Raw genomic sequence first — 21800 nt, 5'->3', positions numbered from 1 at the left:
GTTGGCAGCCCCGACACCGTGGTCGGAGGCCGAGGAGGTCATCATGCAGCAGTTGCAGCTGTCCGACGTCGAAGAGCTCGTCTACGTGGCGATCGGCGCGTTGGAGGCGCGCGGCCAGGTGCCGTTCCCGGACGCCATCGCGGCCGAGACCGGCCTCACCGAGGAGGAGCTGGTCGTGCCCTTGCACGAACTCGGTGAGAAGAACCTCCTGCATCGCGAGGATTCGCCGCTCGCGGGCCTCGACTTCGGCCCACGCTGGTGCACCAGCATGCTGGCTTGACCGGCCCGGGACCCCGGCCGGAAGCGGCCCGGTAACGGCCGGTGCCGGCCCGGCCCGCGCGGCCCGACCCCGACCGGCGGCGCTGGCACGCGCTGGCGGTGGGCCTGGTCGCCGCCTTCATGACACTGCTGGACGTGAGCATCGTCAACGTGGCGGTCCCGTCGATCGGGACGGCGCTGCGGGCCGGACCGGGCGACCTGCAGTGGATCCTCTCCGGATACGCGCTGACCTTCGGGCTGGTCCTCGTGCCGGCCGGCCGGTTCGGCGACGCCCGGGGCCGGCGGGCTGTCTTCATCACCGGCCTGGCGCTGTTCACCCTGACCAGCGCGGCCGCCGGGCTGGCCACCTCCGCCGGCTGGCTGATCGCCGCCCGGCTGGTCCAGGGCGCCGCCGCCGGGGTGGTCAACCCGCAGGTCGTCGGGATGATCCAGCAGCTGTTCGCGGGCCCCGAGCGGGGCCGGCCGTTCGGACTGCTGGGCGCCACCATCGGGGTCTCCACGGCGGTCGGTCCGCTGCTGGGCGGCACACTCATCCACCTCGGCGGCTCGGAAACCGGCTGGCGGTGGGTGTTCTACGTGAACGTGCCGGTCGGCCTGGCGGCGATCGCCTTCGCCTGGCGGTGGATCCCGACCGGTCGGGCCGGCGCCCCGGACGGCGGCCGGCAGGCACTCGACCCGGTCGGCGTACTGCTGCTCGGGGTCGGCGTCGTCGCGCTGCTGGTGCCGCTGGTGCAGGCCCGGCAGTGGCCGGGACCGGGCAAGTGGCTGCTGCTGCCGGCCAGCCTCGCCGCGCTGGTCGGCTTCGTCGGGTGGGAGTTGCGGTACCGGCGGCGCCGGGAGCCGCTGTTCGACCTCGGGCTGTTCCGGCACCGGTCGTACACACTCGGCTCGCTTGTCGCGCTGCTCTACTTCGCCGGCTTCACGGCAACGTTCTTCACCTTCACGCTCTTCCTGCAGAACGGCCTCGGCTACAGCGCGCTGCAGGCCGGGCTGGGGATCACCCCGTTCGCGGTCGGCTCGGCCGTCACCGCCACCCTCGGCGGCCGGCTCGTCAACCGGTACGGCCGACCGCTGGTCGCCGCCGGGCTGGCCATCGTGCTGGTCGGGCTCGCCGCGACGGTGGTGGCCCTGCATTTCGTTCCTGGCCGGGGGGCCGCGCTGGCCACGGCGGCGCCGCTGCTGCTGGCGGGGCTGGGCAGCGGCCTGGTGATCACACCGAACCAGAACCTCACCCTCGCCGAGGTACCGGTCGCGCGGGCCGGCAGCGCCGCCGGCATGCTGCAGACCGGGCAACGGATCGGCTCGGCGATCGGCATCGCGGTGGTCGGGTCGCTCTTCTTCGCGGTCCTGGCGGATACCGGAAACGGCTGGTCGAGGGCGTTCCGGGACGCCGTGCTGTTGCTGATGGGGTTCATCGCGCTGGCTCTGACCGCCGCGCTCGCCGACGGCCTGGCCAGCCGCCGGGCCGCCCGTTCCGGCAGACCGAACCGGAGGCGTTGACGGTGCTCTACTTGGAATCCCTGTCGCACGGCGAGTTGAGCCGGCCGGCCGCGTAACCACCGCCGCTCCAGGTGGTCCAGGAGCAGCAGCCGGCCACCCGGCCGCAGCACCCGGCGCATCTCGGCGATGGCCCGGGCGACCGCCTCCCGGGCGCTTGTGGACCACGCACTGGCCTGCGATTCGGAGGACTTTCTCCGGTGCCGGAACTTCCAGGACCTGGTGCACGCACTCGACCCGCCGGCCTGCGCGACGGACCCTCAGCCGGGCCGGTGATGGCGACCGGCGTAGCCGCCGTCGCGCCCCGCCGCCGCCTCGACAAGCATCCGTTCGATCTGGTCGACCCCGAGCCGCAGCGACATCCGCCGCAGGTAGCTCTCCCGGGCCCGCTGCGCCATCTGGGCGCGCGCCTCCGGCGGAATCACCGCGGCCAGCGCGAACCGGTCCGCCAGCGACCGCCAGTCGTCCGGCGGGCAGGACAGCCCGGCGCGGTCGCGCTCCACCAGGTCCGCCGTGTCACCGCCCGCCGAGGCGACCACGGGCGCGCCGGCCGACAGCGCGGCCGGCAGCTTCGCCGGCACGGTGCCACGCAGCGCGGGCAGGTCCCGCATCATCACCAACTGGTACTCCGCCGCACCGTACAGCTCGGCCATCTCCGCCGGCGGACGGCGCTCGACGAACCGCACATTGCTCGCGCCCAGTTCGGCGACGAGTTGCCGGGTCGGCCCCTCCTGGGCGCCCGTGCCGACCAGGACCAGATCGAGGTCGACCTTGCCGTTCAGCTCGGCTGCCGCCCGGACGGCGGTGTCGGCCCGCTGGAAGGGGCCGATCGTGCCCGCGTGCATGATCGTGCAGCGGCCCCGGTGCCCGATCGCCCGGCGGGCCGCGACACTCGGCCGCGCCGGGCGGAACAGCCGCTCGTCGGTCCAGTTGAGCACCACCCGGACCCGGTCCGGATCGGCACCGCGTTCGATGACCTGGTCGCGCATCGACGGGGCGATCACCGCGACTCCGGCCGCCGACTCGTAGACCCGACGCATCGCCTTCGCGATCATGGACCGTTCCATCCGGTCGGCCATCCCGCCGGCCGCCGGTCCGGTGGACGATTGACCCTCGGGTGGCGGCGGGTCATCGGAGAGGTCCTGCACGTGCACCACGGCGGGTACCTGGTTCACCAGCCGGGACAGCCCGGCCGCCGCGTACGCGCCGGCCGACGGGGCGTACACGTAGAGCGCGTCGACCTGGCGCAGGAAGGTACGCGCCGCCAGTGCCCCGCTGGCCAGGAAGGAGAGCTGGCTGGCCAGCCGCCGTCGCGCGGTGCTCTCGTCGGTCGGGTAGGACGGCACCCGGCGGACCGAGAGCCCACCGGTGGTGCTGCTGTCCCACCACCGCCGCCGGAATCCCGGATACGGCTGCCCGCCGGGGTGGCTCGGAAAGCCGGTCAGGACCCGCACCTCGTGGCCCCGGGAGACGAGTTCGTCGGCGAGTCCGCCGGGAACGAACGCCGGTTCGGGCGGGAACCAGTGCGAGATGATCCCGAATCTCACGGCGTCACCGCCCGGGTGGTCCGGTTCATCGCCGGATCCGGCTGAGTTCCTCGGTCGGGTTGTCGATCACCGGCCCGCCGATCCCGTCGCCGTGTCCCGCCGCCGGCCTGGGCAGGTCGACAGGCTCGGCGATGGCCGGCTGCGCGGTCGGCCGGGCCCGGTACGCCTCGTACTGGTAGGAGTCCGCCTTGGTCAGCTTCGTCATGTTCAGCACGCAGCCCAGCAGCCGGGCGCCGACCGCCCGCAACGCCTGCGCCGCCGCGATCGCCTGGCCCTGGGACGTCTTCGCGTGCCGGGTGACCAGCAGCGCCCCGTCGGACTGCACGGCCACCACCACACCGTCGGTGACCGCCTGCAGCGGCGGGGTGTCGATGATGACGATGTCGGTCATCCCCTTCAGTTCGAGCAGGAGATCGGCCATCGCCTTCGAACCGAGCAACTCACTCGGGTTCGGCGGCGTGGACCCGGCCGGCAGCACCAGCAGCGACTTGTCCCCCCACGGGCGGACGACGTCGTCGACCGACGTCTCGCCGATCAGCACGTCGGTCAGGCCGGCCCCGCTCTCGACGCCGAGGTAGTCGGCGACCCTCGGCCGCCGCAGGTCCGCGTCGACGAGCAGCACCTGCCAGCCCGCCTCGGCCAGCGCGATGGCCAGGTTGCAGGAGATCGTCGACTTCCCCTCGCCCTGCACCGCGCTGGTGACCGCGATCACCCGGGCCGGCTCGTTGACGTCGACGAACCGCAGGTTGGTCCGGATCTTGCGCAGCGCCTCGGCCTGCACCGAGTTCGCCGCCCGGCCCGCCATCAGCGGCACCAGGTCGGTGGTGTCGACGAGCGGAACCTCGCCGAGCAGCGGGGTGTCGGTGACCCGCCGCAGGGTGGCGCCGTCCCGTACCGTGTTGTCCGAAATGCCCCGCAGCACCGACAACGCCACCCCGAGCACCAGCCCGAGCACGCCGGCCAAGGCCAGGTTGCGCGCCGGCTGGGGCGAGACCGGCTCGGTGCCCACCCGGGGGCCGCCCACCACCTCGACCTTGATCGGCGCCTGCTGGGCGCCGGGCGGCGTCTCGATGACCTGGACCAGCGCGACGAACTGGGTCACCAGCGCCTCGGTCAGCCGCAGCGACCGGGCCGGATCGGGATCGGTCACCGAGGCGGTGAGCAGCACCTTGTCCGCGAGCATCTCGGCCGAGACCCGGGACTGCACCTCGGCCGGGGTCAGGCCGATGCCCTCCTGCCCGGCGATCCCGCGCGCCAACCGGTCACTGGTGAGCAGATCCGTGTACGACTTGACGCGCTGCTGGAGGAACAGGCCCCCCTGGTACGCGTCGGTCACCCCCTGGCTCGGAATGGTGACGAAGAACGTCACCGAGGAGGCGTACTGGGGCTCGGACCGGATCGTGACGACGCCCGCGACACCGAGCGCGACCAGGATCGTCGAGAGCACGACCCACCATCGTTGGCGCACCAGGCGCAGGTGGCTTTGCAGGTCCATCAGGCATGAACTCCTTCGAACGATGACCGGGCCATGCGGCACCACCGGCTCCGGGAGCCGATACGTTCCAGCGGTGTGATCGACGCAGCGTCTCACTGAATGTAGAGGAACCAACCCGTCTAGTTGCCGCGAATCGGCTCAACAAGGCAGATAACTAGCCACCGACCGTCGGGGTAACGCGGCAGGCCGGCAACCGACGGTGAGTGCCGGAAGCGGCGGACATCTGGCAGGGTGGGATCGGCCACTGAGCGCCTCCGACCGGTCGCCCTGGGCATCCCATCCCGATAAGATCATCGAAGGCGTGCCGGGAAGTCTGGTCGGCGAGCGATGCCTGCTGACCTTGACCGGAACCTGACGCGGAGGGTGCATCACCATGTCCGACCGCACTCCCCCACCCACCCCCACCGGACTCCGCCGGCTGTTGCAGCCGTCGTCCTGGCCGGAGGCACGGTTCGTCGGTGACATCCTGCGCACCGAGACCGTCGGCGGTGGGCTGCTCCTGTTCGGCGCCGTGGTCGCCCTCGTCTGGGCCAACTCCCCCTGGTCGGAGTCCTACTTCCGGCTCGGCGAGTTCGTCCCCTGGCCCGGCGGCGAGGCGCTGCACCTGGACCTCGACCTGTCACACTGGGCGGCCGACGGACTGCTGGCGATCTTCTTCTTCGTGGTGGGCCTGGAACTCAAACGGGAGTTCGTCGTCGGGGACCTGAGCAACCCGAGACGGGCGGCGCTGCCGATCGTCGCCGCGATCGGCGGCATGGTCGCACCGGCCCTGATCTACGTCGCCTGGACGGCCGGCGCCGGCGGCGAGGGGCTGCGCGGCTGGGCGATCCCCACCGCCACCGACATCGCCTTCGCCCTCGCCGTGCTCGCGGTGATCAGCTCCCACCTACCGCTCGGGTTGCGCGCCTTCCTGCTCACCTTGGCGGTCGTGGACGACCTGTTCGCCATCACGATCATCGCGCTCTTCTACACCGATGACCTGAACCCGCTCCCGCTGATCGCCACCATCGTGCCGATCCTCGCCTTCGCCTTCCTGGTGCAGCGGCGAAAGACCTGGTGGTGGGCGCTGATCCCACTCGCGGCGGTGGCCTGGACGCTGATGCACGCCTCCGGCGTACACGCCACGGTGGCCGGGGTGATCCTCGGCTTCACGGTTCCGGTGCTGCGCCGGGACCGGGAGGGCGTCTGCCTGGCCGAGAAGCTGGAGCACCGGTGGCGGCCGATCTCGGCCGGCTTCGCGGTGCCCGTGTTCGCGTTCTTCGCCGCCGGGGTGGCGCTGCGCGGTGCCGACTTCGGCGAGCTGGTGAGCGACCCGATCGTGCTGGGCGTGGTCACCGGCCTGGTGGTCGGCAAGACCGTCGGGATCCTCGGCTTCACCTACCTGTTCTCCCGGTTCACCCGCGCCGAACTCGACTCCGACATCACCTGGACCGATCTGCTCGGCGTCGCGCTGCTGGCCGGGATCGGCTTCACCGTGTCCCTGCTCATCGGTGAGCTGGCCTTCGGCAGCGGCAGCGAGGCCAACGACCACGTCAAGGCCGCCGTTTTGACCGGCTCGCTGACCGCGGCGGTGCTCTCGTCGATCGTGCTGATCCGCCGCAACCGCGTCTACCGGCGGCTGCGCGAGGAGGAGACCCGCGACGTCGACGCCGACGGCATCCCCGACATCTACCAGCAGCCCGCCCGCGAGACCTGACAGATCATTCGGTACGCCGGTCGCCGCCCCGCCCGACCTGACGCTGCTCCTGGTCGATCTCCCGGCCGAGGAAGTAGTTGAGGGCGGTCCGGATGGTGGCGATCGCGGCCAGCTGGCCGATCTGCTCGAAGCTCGGCGCCGCCGCCGTCCGCAGGATGTCCGCCGCGAGCTGGAACTCCAGCCCGAGGGTCAGGAACCGACCGAGCGAGAGCCGGATCGGCGTGAAGACCTCGGCGGAGCGGTGCCGGATCCCGGCGACCACGAACCGGGCCACCGCCCAGAGCGCGCCGACCGAGATCACCGTGGCGCCGGCCGCCTCGATGACGGCGACCAGCACCCCGGAGACCCGGTGCAGCACCTCTTCGGACACCCCGCGCCCCCTCCGCACCGCCGGCCACCGGATTACCCGGCATCCGGGCCGGTACGCGTCCGGCTCAGGTGAGCTGGGGTCGGGGCTCAGGTGAGCTGGCCGACGGCGTCCACGGTCAGCCAGATGCCACAGATCCCGAACAGCGCCGCCGCGCCGTACCGGATCGTGCGGTCCGGCAGCCGGCGACCGAGCATCCGCCCGGCGACGATGGCCAGCGCGTCCGCGGCGACCATGCCCACCGTCGAGCCGAGCCAGGTGCCGAACCAGCCGTACTGGGTGGCCAGCGTGATGGTGGCCAGCATGGTCTTGTCGCCGAGCTCGGCGAGGAAGAAGGCCACCGAGACCGCGACCACGGCCGACCGGTCGCTGCGCTCCGCCCGGGTCTTCTCCTGCTCGGTGAGCGAGTCCCCGCGCAGGGTCCAGATCCCGAAGCCGAAGAACGCCAGCCCGGCGACCAGGGCGATCCAGCCGGTGGGCAGGGCCGCGCCGAGACCCACGCCGATCGCCACCGAGACCAGGTGGACCAGGGCGGTCGCGCCGGTGATGCCGATCAGCACCGGCAGGGTGCGGAATCGGGTGGCGAAGGTCAACGCCATCAACTGGGACTTGTCGCCGAGTTCCGCGACGAAGATGACGCCGAAGCTGATCACGAGCGCGGCGAGAAAGCCCTCCATGTAACCCCTCCCGGTCGAGCCGGGTTCGGGGCACGACGACCTCGACCCGGCTGGTACAGCCAGAGTCGAAGGTCTCGCTCGCCCCAGCTGGTGCTGAGGCCGCGCGGCCGGGTGCCCACGGGCACCAGTGTGTCGACCACGGCGTTGGGAGCTACTCCCCTTCGCGTACCGCCAGCCTAGCCGGTTGGTCCGCGCCGACCTGGGCCAGGGTCACCGAGAAGAGCCGATCGGGGTCGGTCCAGCCGGCCCGAGGTACGAACCCGGCCGCGGTGAGCTCGGCCGGCAGGTCGGCCGGGCGGAACTTCGCCGAGATCTCGGTCCGTACCTGCTCACCATCGGTGAACGCCACGGTCAGGTCCAGGTCACGGATCCGGACCCGCATCGCGCGGCGGGCGCGCAGCCGCATCTCGATCCAGCGCCGCTCGGCGTCCCAGACCGCCACGTGGTCGAACCCGGCCGGGTCGAAGTCCCCGCCCAGCTCCCGGTTGATCACGTGGAGCACGTTGCGGTTGAACTCGGCGGTGACGCCGGCCGCGTCGTCGTAGGCCGGCACCAGCAGACCCGGGTCCTTCACCAGGTCGGCGCCGAGCAGCAGCCAGTCGCCGACCGCCAGGGCGGCCCGCATGTCGCGCAGGAAGTCGGCCCGCTCGGCCGGCACCAGGTTGCCGATGGTGCCGCCGAGGAACGCCACCAGCCGGCCACCACCGGCCGGCAGCCGATCCAGGTGCCGGCTGAAGTCGCCGACGATGCCACGGACCCGGACCCCGGGGTAGTCGGTGGCGATCAGCTCGGTGGACCGGGCCAGCGCGCTGGTCGACACGTCCAGCGGGACGAAGGTGCCCAGACCACCCCCGGCGTAAAGCGCGTCGAGCAGTAGCCGGGTCTTGTCCGACGATCCCGAGCCGAGCTCGATCAGGGTCTTGGCGTCGGTGAGTCGCGCGATCTCGGCGGCGTGCGCGGCCAGGATCGCCCGCTCGGTACGGGTCGGGTAGTACTCCGGCAACCGGGTGATCTCCTCGAACAGGGCGCTCCCCCGGGCGTCGTAGAACCACCGCGGCGGCAGCCACTTCGGCCGGGCGGTCAGCCCGAGCCGGACGTCCCGGCGCAGCTGCCGGGCCAGCTCCGGCTCGGTCAGGTGGATCTCCAACGGTTCGGCGGTCATCCAAGACTCCCATCCATCGGTCGCATCAGGACACGGCCGTCGGTGACGGTCACCAGCTGACCGTCGTCGACCGGCCGCCAGCCGGGTTCGTCATCGAGCGGTTCCGAGGCGATCAGCACGGCGCCGGCCCGTTCGCACACCGACAGGGCGTGCCCGACCGCGCTGGCGACCGCCCGGCGGCCGTCGGTGAGCAGCAGGTTCAGCCGGGAGCCGGGCGCGGCGGCGAGCACGTCGCGGACCGTGCCGGCGACCGCCTCGTCGGGGGGGTGACCGGTCCGCAGCCGGTGCCGCACCAGCGCCCAGAGCAGCGCCGAGTCGGTGGGCGCGTCGAGGGTGAGCAGGTCCCGGGTCGGCAGCCGGCTGGCGAGCGGGACCACCGACCCCGGCCAGTCCCGGACCACGCCGTTGTGGCTGAACAGCCAGGGTCCGTCGGCGAACGGCGCCGCCGCCGTCTCGACCACCGGCATCCCGACGGTGGCCGACCGGACCGCGGCGAGGACCGCACCGGAGCGGACCTGGTCGGCCAGCGCCGGCAGCCCCGGATCGGTCCAGATCGGCCGGTCGCTGCGGTAGCGCACCGGGTCGGGGCCGCTGCCGTACCAGCCGATCCCGAATCCGTCGGCGTTGATGGTGCCGCCACCGCGCATGTCGCGCGGGGCGTAGGACTGCCGGACGAGGCCGTGCGGCGGGTCGAACAGCAGGGCGCGCAGCGCGACCGGCGGGCCGAGGTGGACCAGATGCCGGCACATCAGTCGACCACCACCGCCGCCGGCCGGGCCGCCGTCAAGCGGAAACCTCGTCCGGACCCGGATCGCGGGCGCAGCGGAACCCGCTGAAGATCTGCCGGCGGATCGGCAGGTCCCAGTTGCGGAAGGTGCCCCGGCAGGCGGCGGCGTCGGTGCCGAAGGAGCCACCCCGCAACACCCGGTAGGCGTCGCCGAAGAACACCTCCGAGTACTCCCGGTACGGGAAGGCGGTGAAGCCCGGATAGCCGCGGAACGGGCTGGCGGTCCACTCCCAGACGTCCCCGATGAGCTGATGCACGCCGAGCGGCGAGGCGCCGGCCGGGTAGGCGCCCACCGGCGCCGGGGTCAGGTGCCGCTGCCCGAGGTTGGCCCGTTCGGGACCGGGGTCCGCGTCGCCCCAGGGGTACCGCCGGGACCGGCCGGTGGCCGGGTCCCACCGGGCGGCCTTCTCCCATTCGGCCTCGGTGGGCAGCCGCTTGCCGGCCCAGGCGGCGTACGCCTCGGCCTCGTGGTAGCCGACGTGCACCACCGGCTCGTCGGGGACGACCGGCGAGTACCGGCCGAACCGGCGACAGACCCAGTTCGCGCCGTCGCGGTGCCAGTGCATCGGCGCGGTCAGGTCGGCGGCCCGGCGGTGCTCCCAACCGGCGGCGCTCCACCAGCGCCGGTCGTCGTATCCCCCGGCGGCCAGGAACTCCAGGAACTGGCCGTTGGTCACCGGCGCGGCGTCGATCAGGTACGCCGGCAGGTCGACCTGGTGGGCCGGGCGTTCGTTGTCCAGCGCCCACGGGTCGGTCGAGGTGCCCATCGTGAACGGGCCAGCCGGAATCAGCACCTCCCCGGTGACCGGCCGCGCGGCGGCCGGCGGCGGGGGCGCCGCCAGTACCGGCGGGCCGGCCCGCAGCTGGTGGGTGGCGAGCATCGTCTCGTCGTGCTGCTGTTCGTGCTGGACGATCATCCCGAACGCGAACCCGCCCGCGGTGAGCGGCCGGTCGTCGAACCGCACCCGGCCCAGCAGGTCGAAGACCTTGTCCCGCACGGTGAGCAGGTAGTCGCGTGCCTCGCCCGGCGGCAGCAGGGGCAGCGACGGACGGTCCCGGCGGGGCTGTTTGAAGGCGTCATAGAGGTCGTCGATGTCGCGGCGGACCGGTTCCCGGCCGCCGACGTCGCGTACCAGCCAGAGTTCCTCCTGGTTGCCGACGTGCGCCAGGTCCCACACCAGCGGCGACATGATCGGCGAGTGCTGACGCATCAGGTCGGCGTCGTCCACCGCCTCGGTGAGCAGGGCGCTGCGCCGCCGGGTGCGGGTCAGCTCGGCGGCGATCCGGTCCCGCAGCCGCTCCGGCTGATCCGTCGTGGGCCAGGTCTCGTCGTTCACAGCGGTCTCCTCTCACCGGCGGCAAGCCGCCGGTCGACGATGTTGCCGATCTGTTCGCGGGTGGCCGGGCGCAGGTCGGTCCGGTCCAGGACACGGGTGGCGAGGTCCAGCACCCGGGCGGCGGCCCGGGCCAGGTCCGGGTCGGCCAGTCCGAGCAGGGCCGCGTCCCGCCAGCGGTCGAGCACCGGTTCGCAGGCCGCCAGGGCCTGGCCGAGCGCGGCCTCGTCGGCCAGCAGCGCGGCCAGCACCGCTACCGGGGCGACCCACTCGTCGCCGGGCTGGCCGTCCAGGTACCGGATCTCCAGGTAGCCGCGCGGGCGGACCGGCGGGAACAGGGTGGTCAGGTGGTAGTCGAGGTCGTCACGCGTCGGCGGTCGCGGCAACGCACCGCCGATCCAGTCCCGGAAACTCACCCGGTACGGGTTGAGCCAGTCCCCGCCGCGGCGGCGTACGCAGAGCAGCGGCGCCGTCAACGCGTACCGGATCCAGGAGTGCACCGGGTCGGCCGGGCCCACCGCCGGGGTCCAGACCGGTCCGGTGCGGGCCGGGTCGATGGCCAGCCAGGCGGCCATCCGGGCGGACGCCCAGCCGGTGTCCCGGCCGGCGTGCCGGCGGGCGGTGGCGAAGGCCGCCACCAACGGCGGGCCGAGGGCGTGCACCGCGTACCACCGCTGCGCGAGCCGGTCGGACTCGCCGGCGTCCAGGCAGAGCTGCAGCCCGGCGGTGCTGTACATCATGGTCCGGCCGGCCGGACCGCGGCGGTCGAACGCACGCCGCATGGCCCGGTAGCGGGCGGTGTCCAGCAGGGGTCGGGGCGGCCGGTGGGGATCGATGCCGGTGTCACCGAGGGTGAGGCCGGCGGCGTTGAGGAGTTCGCTCAGGTGGGCGATGTCCGACCGGGCGGACTGGTGGAGGTCGTCAAGGGAGCGGCGCGGGGCGGTGGAGATCTCCACCTGTCCGCCGGGCTCGACGGTGACGGTGCCGGAGTGCGGCAGCGGGACCGGGCGGCGGTGCGGATCGAGGGAGCTGGGAGCGTAACGGCCGAGTGCGGTGCGGAGGCGGGTGCGGTCGAGGTGTCGGTCGGGTTCGGCTGCGTCGTGGACGGTCCATTCCAATTCCACGCCGGTCAGCGCGGGTGGCCCCGTCTTGAAGCAGATCCTGGCCAGATAACCCTCCGCCTGGCTCTCCTCGCGCAGGACGGTGGTGCCGTCAAGATCCGGGTGGGTCGACACTGATGGCGCCCCCTCGCATCGGTGGTCGGCTCAATCCTGCCACCGCACCGCCTGTTCCAGCCATCGAATCAGCTGCCGCCACTGGGTGGCCAGCCGGGACGATTCGAAGCCGCGGAGCCGGCGGCGGGCCAGCGAGAAGGTGCCGGCGCCGGTGGCGGCCCGCAGCGCGTCGTCGAAGCGGTCGAGATACTGGCCCTCCGCCAGCGCCCCCTGGATCCGGCGCAGGTTGAGCGCGTGGGCCAGCTCCGCGGTCAGGTTCCGGGCCGGCAGCAGCAGCTCCGGGATCCACTGGTCCGGCGAACCGGCGAGGTTGGTGGGCACCAGGTCGAACTCGAACCGCTGGACCCCGTCCAGCGGTGCGTCGTCCGGGTCGGCCGCGGCCACCCCACCGTCGGTGCCCGACCCGCCGGCGGCGTCCGGCTCGGCGTCCGGGTCCGGCTCGGCGTCCGCCCCGGTGTCCGCGTCGGGCTCGGCGTCCGCGTCCACGCTGGTGTCCGCGTCGGGCTCGGCGGTTGCCTCCGGCTCCGCGGCCGCGTCGGGCGCCGGGGTCGGCCGGGCGCCGGTCTGGACCGGCACGGAGGGCTCCGGAGCCTCGGTCAGTGCCGCCGGCACCAGGTCGGTGGCCCGATCGCGCCAGCCGGGCAGCCCGGTCAGGTCGTGTTCGGCGTCGCCGGCCAGGAACCGGGCCAGCGCCGCTGGGCTCTGGAACAGCAGCAGCTTCCCGTCCCGGGTCAGGAAGGCGGCCTCACCAGGGGTCCCGACGGCATCGACATCGGGGTACGTCCGCAGGGTGTAGCCGGTGCCGGAGGGAAGTACCAGCTCGATGATCTCGACCGCGAACTCGCGTACGTCATCGCGGTAGGTCAACTCGGACGAATCCACGACCGCGAGTGTAGAGGATCGCGGACCGGCGGTCGGGATCCGATGCGGGGCGCCCGGCGGGCCGGCCTCAACCCGTGCATTCTCTTGCGGTCATATTACCGGCAAGGTATGTTGCAACGCGTGTCCGCACCCTTTGATGTGCTCGCCGAACCCGTCCGGCGCCGGATCCTGGACCTGCTCCGGGAGCGGCCGCACCTGGTCGGCGAGCTGACCGAACAACTCGGGCTGACCCAGCCCGGCACCTCCAAACACCTGCGGGTGCTGCGTCGCGCGGGCCTGGTGAAGGTCCGCGCGGACGCCCAACGCCGCTGGTACGAGCTCTGTCCGGAACCGCTGGCCGAGGTCGACGCCTGGCTGGCGCCGTACCGGTGGATGTGGGCCGACCGGTTCGACGCCCTGGAGCGCCGGCTGGACGCGATGCCGGACCAGCCACCGACCGAGCAAGCCGACCAAGGAGACGAGACATGACCGAAAACCTGAACACCGTCGACGGCCGGCAACGCCTGCGGATCGAACGACGACTCGGCCACCCGCCGGCCAAGGTCTGGCGGGCACTCACCGAACCCGACGAACTGCGCCACTGGTTCCCGGCCGAGGTCCGGCTCGAACCCCGGGCCGGCGGGCGGATCACCTTCGGAGCCGATTCCGATCAGGACTTCAGCGTCATCACCGCGTACGACCCGCCGCGGCTGCTCGCCTTCGGCTGGGGCGGCGACACGCTCCGGTTCGAGGTGACGCCCGACGGGCCGGGCAGCCTGCTCGTCTTCGAGCACACCTTCGACACCCGGTCCGCCGCCGCCAGCTACGCCTCCGGCTGGCAGGCGTGCTTCGAAGGGCTGGACCGGGTGCTGGCCGGTCGGCCGGCCGAGCTGCCCGGCGAGCCGTCCGCCGCGGCACACGAACACTTCGTCCGCGCGTTCGGGTTGGACGAGGGCGCGGCGGAGACGACGGAGGCCGGCTGGCGGGTCCGCTTCGACCGGCAGCTCACCCAGCCGGCCGAGAAGGTCTGGGCGGTCCTGCTGGCCGCCGGCCCGGACCCGGCGGCCGAGCCCGTGGTCGGCGGGCCGGTCCCGGCCGGGTTCGGCCACGAGAGCTTTCCCGCCGCCGCGGTTGCCGCCGTCGACGCGCCCAGGTTGTGCGAGTACGGCTGGCGGGCCGACGACTCCGACCCGGGCCAGCCGGTCGGCCGGATCCGCTGGGAACTCGCCGCCGGCACCGGCCACGGGGCGCGACTGCTCCTGACCGTGACCGGTCCCGAACAGCTCAGCGGGCACCGGGACGCGGCGTTGACCGGCTGGCGGAGGCGGATCAACGAACTCGCCGACCAGCTCCGGTGACCTGATGGCCCTCGGTAACCCTTGACAATCAGGTAGGCAAATATGTGCACTGGTGGCAATCCGCCACCGCCGCACCGGCGCCCGCGGAGATCATCCACGTCCCGGCCACCACCCACGGGGGACAACGATGCATGGTCCGCGTACCGCTGCCGACGCCCACCTCCGGCTCGACCGACGCACGCTGCTCGGGCTCGGCCTCACCGCCGGGATGGCGCCGCTGCTGACCGCCTGCGGCGGCGCCTCCACCAGCGGCGGTGACGGCGGCGAGGGCGCCGTCACCTTCCTCTCCACCCAGTTCACCCCGGTCGAGGAACGCCAGCGGTTCGAGGGGATCCTCGCCGCCCGGTTCACCGCCGCGCCGGTCGCCTACAACCCGGTCGAACCCGGCGTCTTCGCCGCCACCATCACCTCCCAGGTGGACGCCGGCCGGGTCGAGATCAGCCTGGCCGGCGGGCTGCACGGCGACCTCGCCCCGCACGCCGAGCGGTTCGAGGATCTGACCGACCTGGCCGGGCAGCTCGCCGACCGGGGATTCGGAGCGGACATCGCCGCGCTGGGCCGGCTGGACGGCGCCGGGACGGCGTACCTGCCGTGGATGCAGGCCTCCTATGTACTCGCCATCCACAAGCGCGCCCTGCAGTGGCTGCCGTCCGGCGCCGACGTGCAGGCGCTCACCTACGAGCAGCTGCTCGACTGGCTGACGGCCGCCCGGCAGGGCAACGGCGGCCGCCCGGTGTTCGGGCTGCCGTGCGGACCCAAGGGCCTCTACCACCGGTTCTTCCAGGGGTACCTGCTGCCGAGCTTCACCGGCGGGCAGATCACCACCTTCCGATCCCCGGAGGCGGTCGGGGCCTGGGAGTACCTGAAGCAGTTGTGGGCGCAGACCGCGCCGGCCTCGACCAACTACGACAACATGCAGGAGCCGCTGCAGCGCGGCGAGGTCCTCATCGCCTGGGACCACGTGGCGCGGCTGGTCAACGCGCCCGCCGACCGGCCGGACGACTGGCTGATGGTGCCGGCCCCCCGCGGGCCGAAGGGGCTCGGCTACATGCTCGTGGTCGCCGGTCTGGCGATCCCCCGCGGCGCCCCGGAGCCGGACCTGGCCCGGCAGGTCATCACGGCGCTGACCAGCCCCGACGCCCAGCTCGACGTGCTCCGCCAGAACGCCTTCTTCCCGGTGGTCGACGCGCCCACCGCCGCCGGTCTGCCAGCCGCGGTGGCGCTGGAGGCCGAGGCGGTACGCCGGCAGCAGGACGCCGACGGCGCCATCGTGGCGCTGCCGCCGGTGGGGGTGGGCAGTCGCGACGGCGAGGTCTCGCAGATCTTCAAGAACTGCTTCAAGGAGATCTGCCTGGACGGCCGGCCCGTCCGGCAGGTCCTCGACAACCAGGCCGAACAGCTCAACGCGATCCTGGACGAGTTGAAGGTGCCCTGCTGGCGGCCCGACCCGGTGACGGCGGGGCAGCCGTGCCGGGCGCTCTGACCGACCCGGGGCCGGCCGGCCCGGGACCGTCGGCCGCCCGGCGCCGGCGCGCCCGGCGGCCGCGGCTGCCGACGGCGGTCCTGCTCGTCGCGCCGTCCGTGCTCTTCCTGGCCGCGCTCTTTCTCTGGCCGGTGGTGGTCGGTGTCGGACAGGCGGTCACCGGCGACGACGGACCGACCCTCGCGCACCTGCGCCGGATGCTCGACGACCCGTACTTCTGGCCGGCCGCCCGCAACACGGCGTTGCTGATCGTGGTGCTGATCCCGCTGCAGTTCGCGTTCGCGCTGACGATGGCGTTGCTGCTGCGCGCCCGCCCCCGACTCGGATCGTTCTACTTCTACGTCTGGTGCGTACCGTTGGCGATCAGCGACCTGGCCGCCGGGCTGGTGTGGCTGGCCATCTTCGCCGACCGCGGCTACCTCAACTCCGTCCTGGCCCACCTCGGGCTCGGCGACGGATACGCCTGGCTGTCGTACCAGAACCAGACCACCATGTTCGTGGCCGTGCTGCTGGCCGAGCTGTGGCGGGCCACCTCGCTGGTGCTGGTGATCGTGGTCGCCGGCCTGCAGAACGTGCCGCGCGACTACGACGAGGCGGCGGCGGTGTTCGGGGCGACCTACTGGCAGCGGCTGCGGCACGTCATCCTCCCGCAGCTGCGGCCCAGCCTGCAGGTGGCGCTGATCCTGCGGACCATCCTCGGCCTGCAGACCTTCGCGGTGGCGCAGGCGCTGACCGGCCGGAACTTCCCGCTGCTGGTCGGCGAGACGTACCACTGGTACGTGACGCTGCGCAACGAGCGGGTGGCCGCCGCGATCGCCCTGGTCATCCTCGCCATGTCGCTGGCCACCGCCCTGGTCTACCTGCGGGTGCTGCGCTCGCCCGAGGCCGGGGTGTCCCGGTGACCGGGCCGTCGTCGGCGGCCCGGCGGGCGGCCCGCCGGCGCACGGCGCTGATCCAGGCGGCCTGCGTGGCGGTCACCGTCTTCATGGGGCTGCCGATCTACCTGATCGCCCTCGCCGCGTTCGCCACCCGCGAGTCACTCAACCAGTTTCCGCTCGCCCTGCTGCCGACCGACCTGTCGATCGAGACGATGCGGATCTTCCTCGACTCGACCGGCGTGACCCCCGGGTTCCGCAACTCCCTGGAGGTCGGCCTGCTCAGCCTCCTGCTGTCCCTGCTGCTCGGCGTGCCGGCCGGGTACGCGGTCGCCCGGTACGCGTTTCCCGGCCGGGACCCGTACCAGCTCTTCCTGCTGCTGACCCGGGCGCTGCCGATCGTGGTGCTCTCCGTACCGCTGGCCCGGGTCTTCCTCGCCACCGGCCTCTACGACACCACGTACGCGGTGGCCCTGCTGCACACCGCGCTCGCGTTGCCGACGACCGTGCTGATCACGTCGGCGATCTTCGTGGCGGTGCCGGTGGAGCACGAGGAGGCGGCGAAGGTCTTCGGCGCCACCGCGCCGCGCGCGTTCCTGCGGGTGGTGCTGCCCCAGGCGCTACCCGGGATCGCCGCCGCCGCCATCTTCACCTTCGTCACCTCCTGGAACGAGGTGCTCGGCGCGGCGGTGCTGACTCTCAACCGCCGCACCCTGCCGGCCCAGGTGCTCGCCACGCTGTCGGAGTCACCGATGGCCTTCCGGTTCGCCGGCGGTTTCGCGCTCGTCGTACCGGCGCTGGTCTTCATCGCGTTCATGCGGCGCTATCTGATCAACATGTGGGGGTCGACCGTCCGGTGACCGCACCGGACGGCGCGACCGCAGTGCGACGGGAGGACGGCGTTGGCCGAGATCGAGATCCGCGACCTGGTGAAGACCTATCCGGGCAACCGGAGCCGGGCCACCGACAACATCAGCCTGCGGGTGCACGAGGGTGAGTTCCTGGTGCTGGTCGGCCCGAGCGGCTGCGGCAAGACGACGCTGCTGCGCATGATCGCCGGGCTGGAGACGCCGGACGCCGGCACCGTGCACATCGGGGGACGGGAGGTCACCCACCTGCCGGCCCGGGAGCGCGGCCTGTCGATGGTCTTCCAGTCGTACGCGATCTTCCCGCACCTGCGGGTCCGGCAGAACATCGCCTTCGGCCTGACGATGCGCAAGCTCCCCCGGGCCGAGATCGACCGCCGGGTCGGCGAGGCCGCCGAACTGCTGCACCTGACCGAGTTCCTGGACCGCTACCCGGCCCAGCTCTCCGGCGGTCAGCGGCAGCGGGTCGCGGTGGCCCGCGCGATCGTGGTCGACGCCGACGTACTGTTGATGGACGAGCCGCTGTCCAACCTGGACGCGTTGCTGCGGATGGAGTTCCGCACCGAGCTGAAGAAGATCGTCGCCAAGCTCGGCACCACCACCGTCTACGTCACCCACGACCAGGCCGAGGCGCTGTCGCTGGGCGACCGGATCGCGGTCCTGCGGCAGGGCCGGATCGCCCAGATCGGCGCGCCGCTGGAGGTGTACGACGCGCCGGCCGACCGGTTCGTCGGCGGCTTCCTCGGCGCACCGCCGATGAACTTCCTGCCGGCCCTGCTCGACCGCGCGGCCGGCCGGCTGCGCGTCGGCGGCCAGTCGATCCCCGCCGGAGCGGCCGGAGCCGACCCGCCGGCCGGAATCGAACCGCCGGGCGACGGCACGGTGCCGGTCACCGTCGGGATCCGCGCGGAGAACATCGAGGTCTTCGACGCCGGCGGGGGCGACCGGCTGGCCGCCCGGGTCGAGGTCGTCGAACCGACCGGCTCGGCCGTCCTGCTCACCGTGGACCTGGACGGTCACCAGCTCAAAGTCCAGACCCCACCGACGGTACGGGTGCGCGCCGGCAACCCGGTCTGGCTGGCCGTCGACCCGGCCCGGGTCCGGCTCTACCCACCCGACGAGCGGGCCGACCAGCCGCTTCGGGATCGGCCGGGCGCCGCTGCTTGACGGCCGGCCCGGCTGGGTACGGTGGGAACCGTGTTGGAATCCGGAGTCCTGCTCAGCGACCGCTACCGCCTCGACGAACGGGTGGCCACCGGCGGCATGGGTGACGTCTGGCGGGCCACCGACCTCGTGCTCGACCGCCGCGTCGCCGTCAAGGTGCTGCTCCCGGCGTTGCTCGCGGATCCCGGTTTCATCGCCCGGTTCCGGGCCGAGGCCCGGATGATGGCGGCGCTGCACACACCGGGTGTGGTGCAGGTCTACGACTCCGGCGAGACCACCCTGCCGGGTGGCAGCAGGGCCGACTACCTGGTGATGGAGTACGTCGACGGCGAGCCGCTGTCGCGCCGGCTGGCCGCCGTCGAGCGGCTCGACGTCGCCGAGACGATGTCGATCGTCGCCCAGGCCGCGCAGGCACTGCACGCCGCGCACAAGGCCGGGATCGTGCACCGCGACGTCAAGCCGAGCAACCTGCTGGTGCAGGCGGACGGCACGGTGGTCCTGGTCGACTTCGGGGTCGCCCGGTCGACTGCGGTGACGAGCATCACGGGCACCAACGCGGTACCGGGAACGGCCCTCTACATGGCGCCCGAGCAGGCGTTGGGCAAGCCGGTCTCGGCCGCCACGGACATCTACGCGCTGGGCGCCGTCGCCTACCACTGCCTGGCCGGCCACACGCCGTTCACCGGCGACAACCCGCTCGAGGTGGCGATCAAGCACACCCAGGACGAGCCGCCGCCGCTGCCCGCCGACGTGCCGGCCCAGGTGGCGGAGCTGGTGGCCCGGACGTTGGCCAAGGACCCGGCGGCCCGATACCCGGATGCCGAGGCGTTGGCAGCCGCGGCCCGGGCGGTCGCCACCGGCGGGCCGGCCACGCCGGAGGACGAGACGGCGGCCATCGCGCCCTGGGCCGCGACGGCCCGGGTCGGTGCGCCGGCACCGGGTCCGCGCACCCTGACCGACCTGCCCGCGGTGCCGGTCGCCGCGGCCGGCGCACCGCCTCGCAACCGGGCCGCCGCGGTCGCCATCGTCGCGGTGGTGCTGGTCTTCGCGGTGGCGGGGCTGGCCACCGCGTGGAGCCTCAGCGACGACTCGGATGCGCCCACCACCGGCCCGACCCCGACGACGTCGGTGACAACGCCCGGCCCGACCTCCTCCCCGAGCGCCGAGGCGGACCCGGACCGGGCGGATTCGGGGACCGGCCAGCAGACCGAGCGGCCCGATCGGCCCGAGCCGGAGCCGTCCAGCGTGACCACCACCGCAGACCCGGAGCCGACCGCCGACGAGCCGACCGCCGACCCGGAGCCGACGACGCCGCCGGACGATCCCGAGCCGAGCCAACCGGACGAGGAGCCACCGGGCACGACCGGCCCAGGTGCGGGCGGCTCGGGTTCGGGCGGCTCGGGTTCGGGTGGCTCGGGTTCGGGTGGCTCGGGTTCGGGTGGTTCCGGGTCTGGTGGCTCGGGTTCAGGTTCGGGCGGTTCGGGCGGGAGCTCCGGCGAGGACGGGTAACGCCTGCTCGGCCATTCCGCGTGACGCTCCGTGGCGTTACTTCGCCACTTACCCGTTATATCCATCCAGGGCCTCTATCATCCCTGGAATGGACGAGAATCCTACTGAGCGTGATCATAACTCGTACCAGGAGTCAGATTCAGACGGTGCAGCCGAGGCCGGCGCCCATCGGCCACGTCGCTGGACCCGCCGGCTCCGCCGGGTGGCGATCGCGATGGCGATCCTGCTCACCGTCGGCACGGTCGGGGCAGCCGCGACCATCTACGTCCTCGGCAGCCGACTCGCCGACAACGTCCAACGGCTGGAGGGCGCCTTCGACGGGCTCGCCCCGACCCGCGACCCGGCCCCCAACCCGGCCACTCCGCGCAGCCGCACCATCCTGGCGGTCGGGTCCGACCTGCGGGCCGACGGCCAGAGCACCGGGCGGGACGCCGCGGTCCAGGCCGACGAGAGCGACCAGCGCACCGACGCGATCATGCTGCTCCGGTTCGACCCGGCGAAGGACTCGGCTGCCGTGGTCTCGATCCCCCGCGACTCCTGGGTCTCGATTCCCGGGCACGGCCGCCACAAAATCAACGCCGCGTACTCACTCGGCGGGCCGCCGCTGCTGATCAGCACGGTCGAGCGGCTGACCGGAATCCGGGTCGACAACTTCATGATCATCGACTTCGCCGGCTTCCGGTCGATAGTGGACGCCCTCGGCGGCGTCCAGGTGCAGGTCGCCCAGGCCGTCACCGGTCCGGGCAACGTGCACTTCCGGCAGGGCACGAACGACCTGGACGGCACCCAGGCCCTGGCCTACGTCCGGCAGCGTCAGGGCCTGCCCAGGGGCGACCTGGACCGGGTACGGCGGCAGCAGAACGTCCTGCGCGCGATCCTGGTCAAGGTCGCGGCCACCAAGCCCAGCGGCGATCCCCGGCGGACCTACCGGCTGCTCGACGCCGTCACCCGGTCGGTCACGGTCGACGATGGCTTCACCGGTGGCGAGCTGCGCGGGTTCGCACTCGACGCGGCGCGGCTGCGCAACGAGCGGGTCTGGTTCCTCACCGCGGCGGTCCGGGGCGGCGGATGGGAGGGCGACCAGAGCGTGATCTACCTCGACGACACCCGAAACACCGGGCTCTGGGCGGCGCTCGGGGCCGACACGATGGCCGATTATATCGAGGCCGACCCGTCCGCCCTGCTCTCCAAGGTGCCGCGCTGAACGGCGGCCCCGACGTTTCAGCTCCACCTCGAACCGGGTACGAGAGTCCGTCATGTGAGGGTCCGACCCCGCGGACCCCCGACCGAGGAGGCAACAGTGCGGAGCGGATCAATCGGAGGAATCCTCCTCGTCATCTGGCTGATCATCGGCGCGATCGCGGCCGGACAGCGTGGCTACTTCAACGACTCGAACGACAACTGCGCTGAGGCCGGCACGACGATCGTCACCGTCATCGCCGGTCCGCTGAACTACGTGGGGCTGAACCCGAAGATCGAGTGTGACGTCCCCGAACCGTCCGAGTGACCGCGTACCGATGACGACGGGTGGCGGTTCCGGCTCCGGCCGGAACCGCCATGTTCTTGACAAACCGGATGTGACCGCTAACACTGCACGGAGCCCACCTC

At 72.8% G+C, this 21800-nt stretch carries 21 protein-coding genes; 12 read left to right on the top strand and 9 right to left on the bottom strand.

The genetic code is table 11. The annotated features are described in order from the left end of the window. Nucleotides 1–43: 43 nt before the first annotated feature. Nucleotides 44–280 carry a hypothetical protein gene (locus O7627_RS16875; protein ID WP_278094476.1) on the top strand — a complete coding sequence of 79 codons (237 nt, stop codon included), beginning with the start codon at nt 44–46 and terminating at the stop codon, nt 278–280. A gap of 41 nt (nt 281–321) precedes the next feature. Next, nucleotides 322–1779 (top strand): MFS transporter, encoded by a 1458-nt coding sequence (locus tag O7627_RS16870; RefSeq protein ID WP_278094475.1) that lies wholly within the window; start codon nt 322–324, stop codon nt 1777–1779. Nucleotides 1780–2036: 257 nt separating this feature from the next. On the opposite strand, the gene O7627_RS16865 is transcribed toward O7627_RS16870, so the two are convergent. After that, on the bottom strand, nt 2037–3323 hold the full coding sequence (locus O7627_RS16865; RefSeq protein WP_278094474.1) for a glycosyltransferase family 4 protein: 1287 nt from the start codon (nt 3321–3323) through the stop codon (nt 2037–2039). Between the two features lie 25 nt (nt 3324–3348). Continuing rightward, entirely contained in the window at nt 3349–4818 is a 1470-nt protein-coding gene (locus O7627_RS16860; protein WP_278094473.1) for a polysaccharide biosynthesis tyrosine autokinase, read from the bottom strand. Between the two features lie 373 nt (nt 4819–5191). Here O7627_RS16860 and nhaA point away from each other — a divergent pair, with 373 nt between their 5' ends. Continuing rightward, nucleotides 5192–6514 (top strand): Na+/H+ antiporter NhaA, encoded by a 1323-nt coding sequence (nhaA, locus tag O7627_RS16855; RefSeq protein ID WP_278094472.1) that lies wholly within the window; start codon nt 5192–5194, stop codon nt 6512–6514. Nucleotides 6515–6518: 4 nt separating this feature from the next. Here nhaA and O7627_RS16850 read toward each other — a convergent pair whose 3' ends face one another. The 7 genes from O7627_RS16850 to O7627_RS16820 form a co-directional block, all read right to left on the bottom strand. After that, nucleotides 6519–6884, bottom strand: a complete 366-nt coding sequence (locus tag O7627_RS16850; protein WP_278094471.1) for a DUF1622 domain-containing protein — start codon at nt 6882–6884, stop codon at nt 6519–6521. A gap of 86 nt (nt 6885–6970) precedes the next feature. Then, on the bottom strand, nt 6971–7558 hold the full coding sequence (locus O7627_RS16845) for a TMEM165/GDT1 family protein (protein ID WP_278094470.1): 588 nt from the start codon (nt 7556–7558) through the stop codon (nt 6971–6973). A gap of 151 nt (nt 7559–7709) precedes the next feature. Continuing rightward, nucleotides 7710–8720, bottom strand: coding sequence for an L-histidine N(alpha)-methyltransferase (gene egtD / locus O7627_RS16840; protein WP_278094469.1), 1011 nt, complete (start codon nt 8718–8720; stop codon nt 7710–7712). After that, complete coding sequence (egtC, locus tag O7627_RS16835) at nt 8717–9469, bottom strand: ergothioneine biosynthesis protein EgtC (RefSeq protein ID WP_278094468.1); 753 nt, start codon at nt 9467–9469, stop codon at nt 8717–8719. Before egtC ends, egtD begins: the two co-directional genes overlap by 4 nt. Before the next feature lie 34 nt (nt 9470–9503). Then, complete coding sequence (gene egtB, locus O7627_RS16830) at nt 9504–10844, bottom strand: ergothioneine biosynthesis protein EgtB (RefSeq protein ID WP_278094467.1); 1341 nt, start codon at nt 10842–10844, stop codon at nt 9504–9506. Further along, on the bottom strand, nt 10841–12076 hold the full coding sequence (gene egtA, locus O7627_RS16825; protein WP_278094466.1) for an ergothioneine biosynthesis glutamate--cysteine ligase EgtA: 1236 nt from the start codon (nt 12074–12076) through the stop codon (nt 10841–10843). Before egtA ends, egtB begins: the two co-directional genes overlap by 4 nt. Nucleotides 12077–12106: 30 nt before the next feature. Beyond that, nucleotides 12107–12958: a hypothetical protein gene (locus O7627_RS16820; RefSeq protein ID WP_278094465.1), complete on the bottom strand. Its 852-nt coding sequence runs from the start codon at nt 12956–12958 to the stop codon at nt 12107–12109. A 120-nt stretch (nt 12959–13078) separates the two neighbouring features. Between O7627_RS16820 and O7627_RS16815 the strand changes: the two genes are divergently transcribed. From O7627_RS16815 to O7627_RS16775, 9 genes are all read left to right on the top strand, one after another. After that, nucleotides 13079–13426: a metalloregulator ArsR/SmtB family transcription factor gene (locus O7627_RS16815; protein WP_278094464.1), complete on the top strand. Its 348-nt coding sequence runs from the start codon at nt 13079–13081 to the stop codon at nt 13424–13426. Beyond that, entirely contained in the window at nt 13423–14295 is an 873-nt protein-coding gene (locus tag O7627_RS16810; protein WP_278094463.1) for an SRPBCC family protein, read from the top strand. The genes O7627_RS16815 and O7627_RS16810 overlap by 4 nt, the downstream gene beginning before the upstream one ends. A gap of 127 nt (nt 14296–14422) precedes the next feature. After that, the gene (locus O7627_RS16805; protein ID WP_278094462.1) at nt 14423–15778 is read left to right on the top strand and encodes an ABC transporter substrate-binding protein; all 1356 of its coding nucleotides are present in this window, start codon (nt 14423–14425) and stop codon (nt 15776–15778) included. Continuing rightward, nucleotides 15763–16680 (top strand): sugar ABC transporter permease, encoded by a 918-nt coding sequence (locus O7627_RS16800; protein ID WP_278094461.1) that lies wholly within the window; start codon nt 15763–15765, stop codon nt 16678–16680. Before O7627_RS16805 ends, O7627_RS16800 begins: the two co-directional genes overlap by 16 nt. Beyond that, nucleotides 16677–17513 carry a carbohydrate ABC transporter permease gene (locus O7627_RS16795; protein ID WP_278094460.1) on the top strand — a complete coding sequence of 279 codons (837 nt, stop codon included), beginning with the start codon at nt 16677–16679 and terminating at the stop codon, nt 17511–17513. Before O7627_RS16800 ends, O7627_RS16795 begins: the two co-directional genes overlap by 4 nt. Before the next feature lie 42 nt (nt 17514–17555). After that, nucleotides 17556–18686, top strand: coding sequence for an ABC transporter ATP-binding protein (locus tag O7627_RS16790; protein ID WP_278094459.1), 1131 nt, complete (start codon nt 17556–17558; stop codon nt 18684–18686). 21 nt (nt 18687–18707) lie between these two features. Further along, nucleotides 18708–20192, top strand: a complete 1485-nt coding sequence (locus O7627_RS16785; protein WP_278094458.1) for a serine/threonine-protein kinase — start codon at nt 18708–18710, stop codon at nt 20190–20192. Between the two features lie 202 nt (nt 20193–20394). Next, nucleotides 20395–21396, top strand: a complete 1002-nt coding sequence (locus tag O7627_RS16780) for an LCP family protein (protein WP_278094457.1) — start codon at nt 20395–20397, stop codon at nt 21394–21396. Nucleotides 21397–21492: 96 nt separating this feature from the next. Continuing rightward, a complete protein-coding gene (locus tag O7627_RS16775) occupies nt 21493–21699 on the top strand; it encodes a hypothetical protein (protein WP_278094456.1) in 207 nt (68 codons plus the stop codon). Nucleotides 21700–21800 lie beyond the last annotated feature (101 nt).

It is taken from the genome of Solwaraspora sp. WMMD1047 (assembly GCF_029626155.1).
In the GTDB taxonomy this organism is placed as follows: Bacteria; Actinomycetota; Actinomycetes; order Mycobacteriales; family Micromonosporaceae; genus WMMD1047.
Note: the sequence above shows the minus strand (reverse complement) of the source record. Positions and strands in the feature narration are given on the sequence as shown.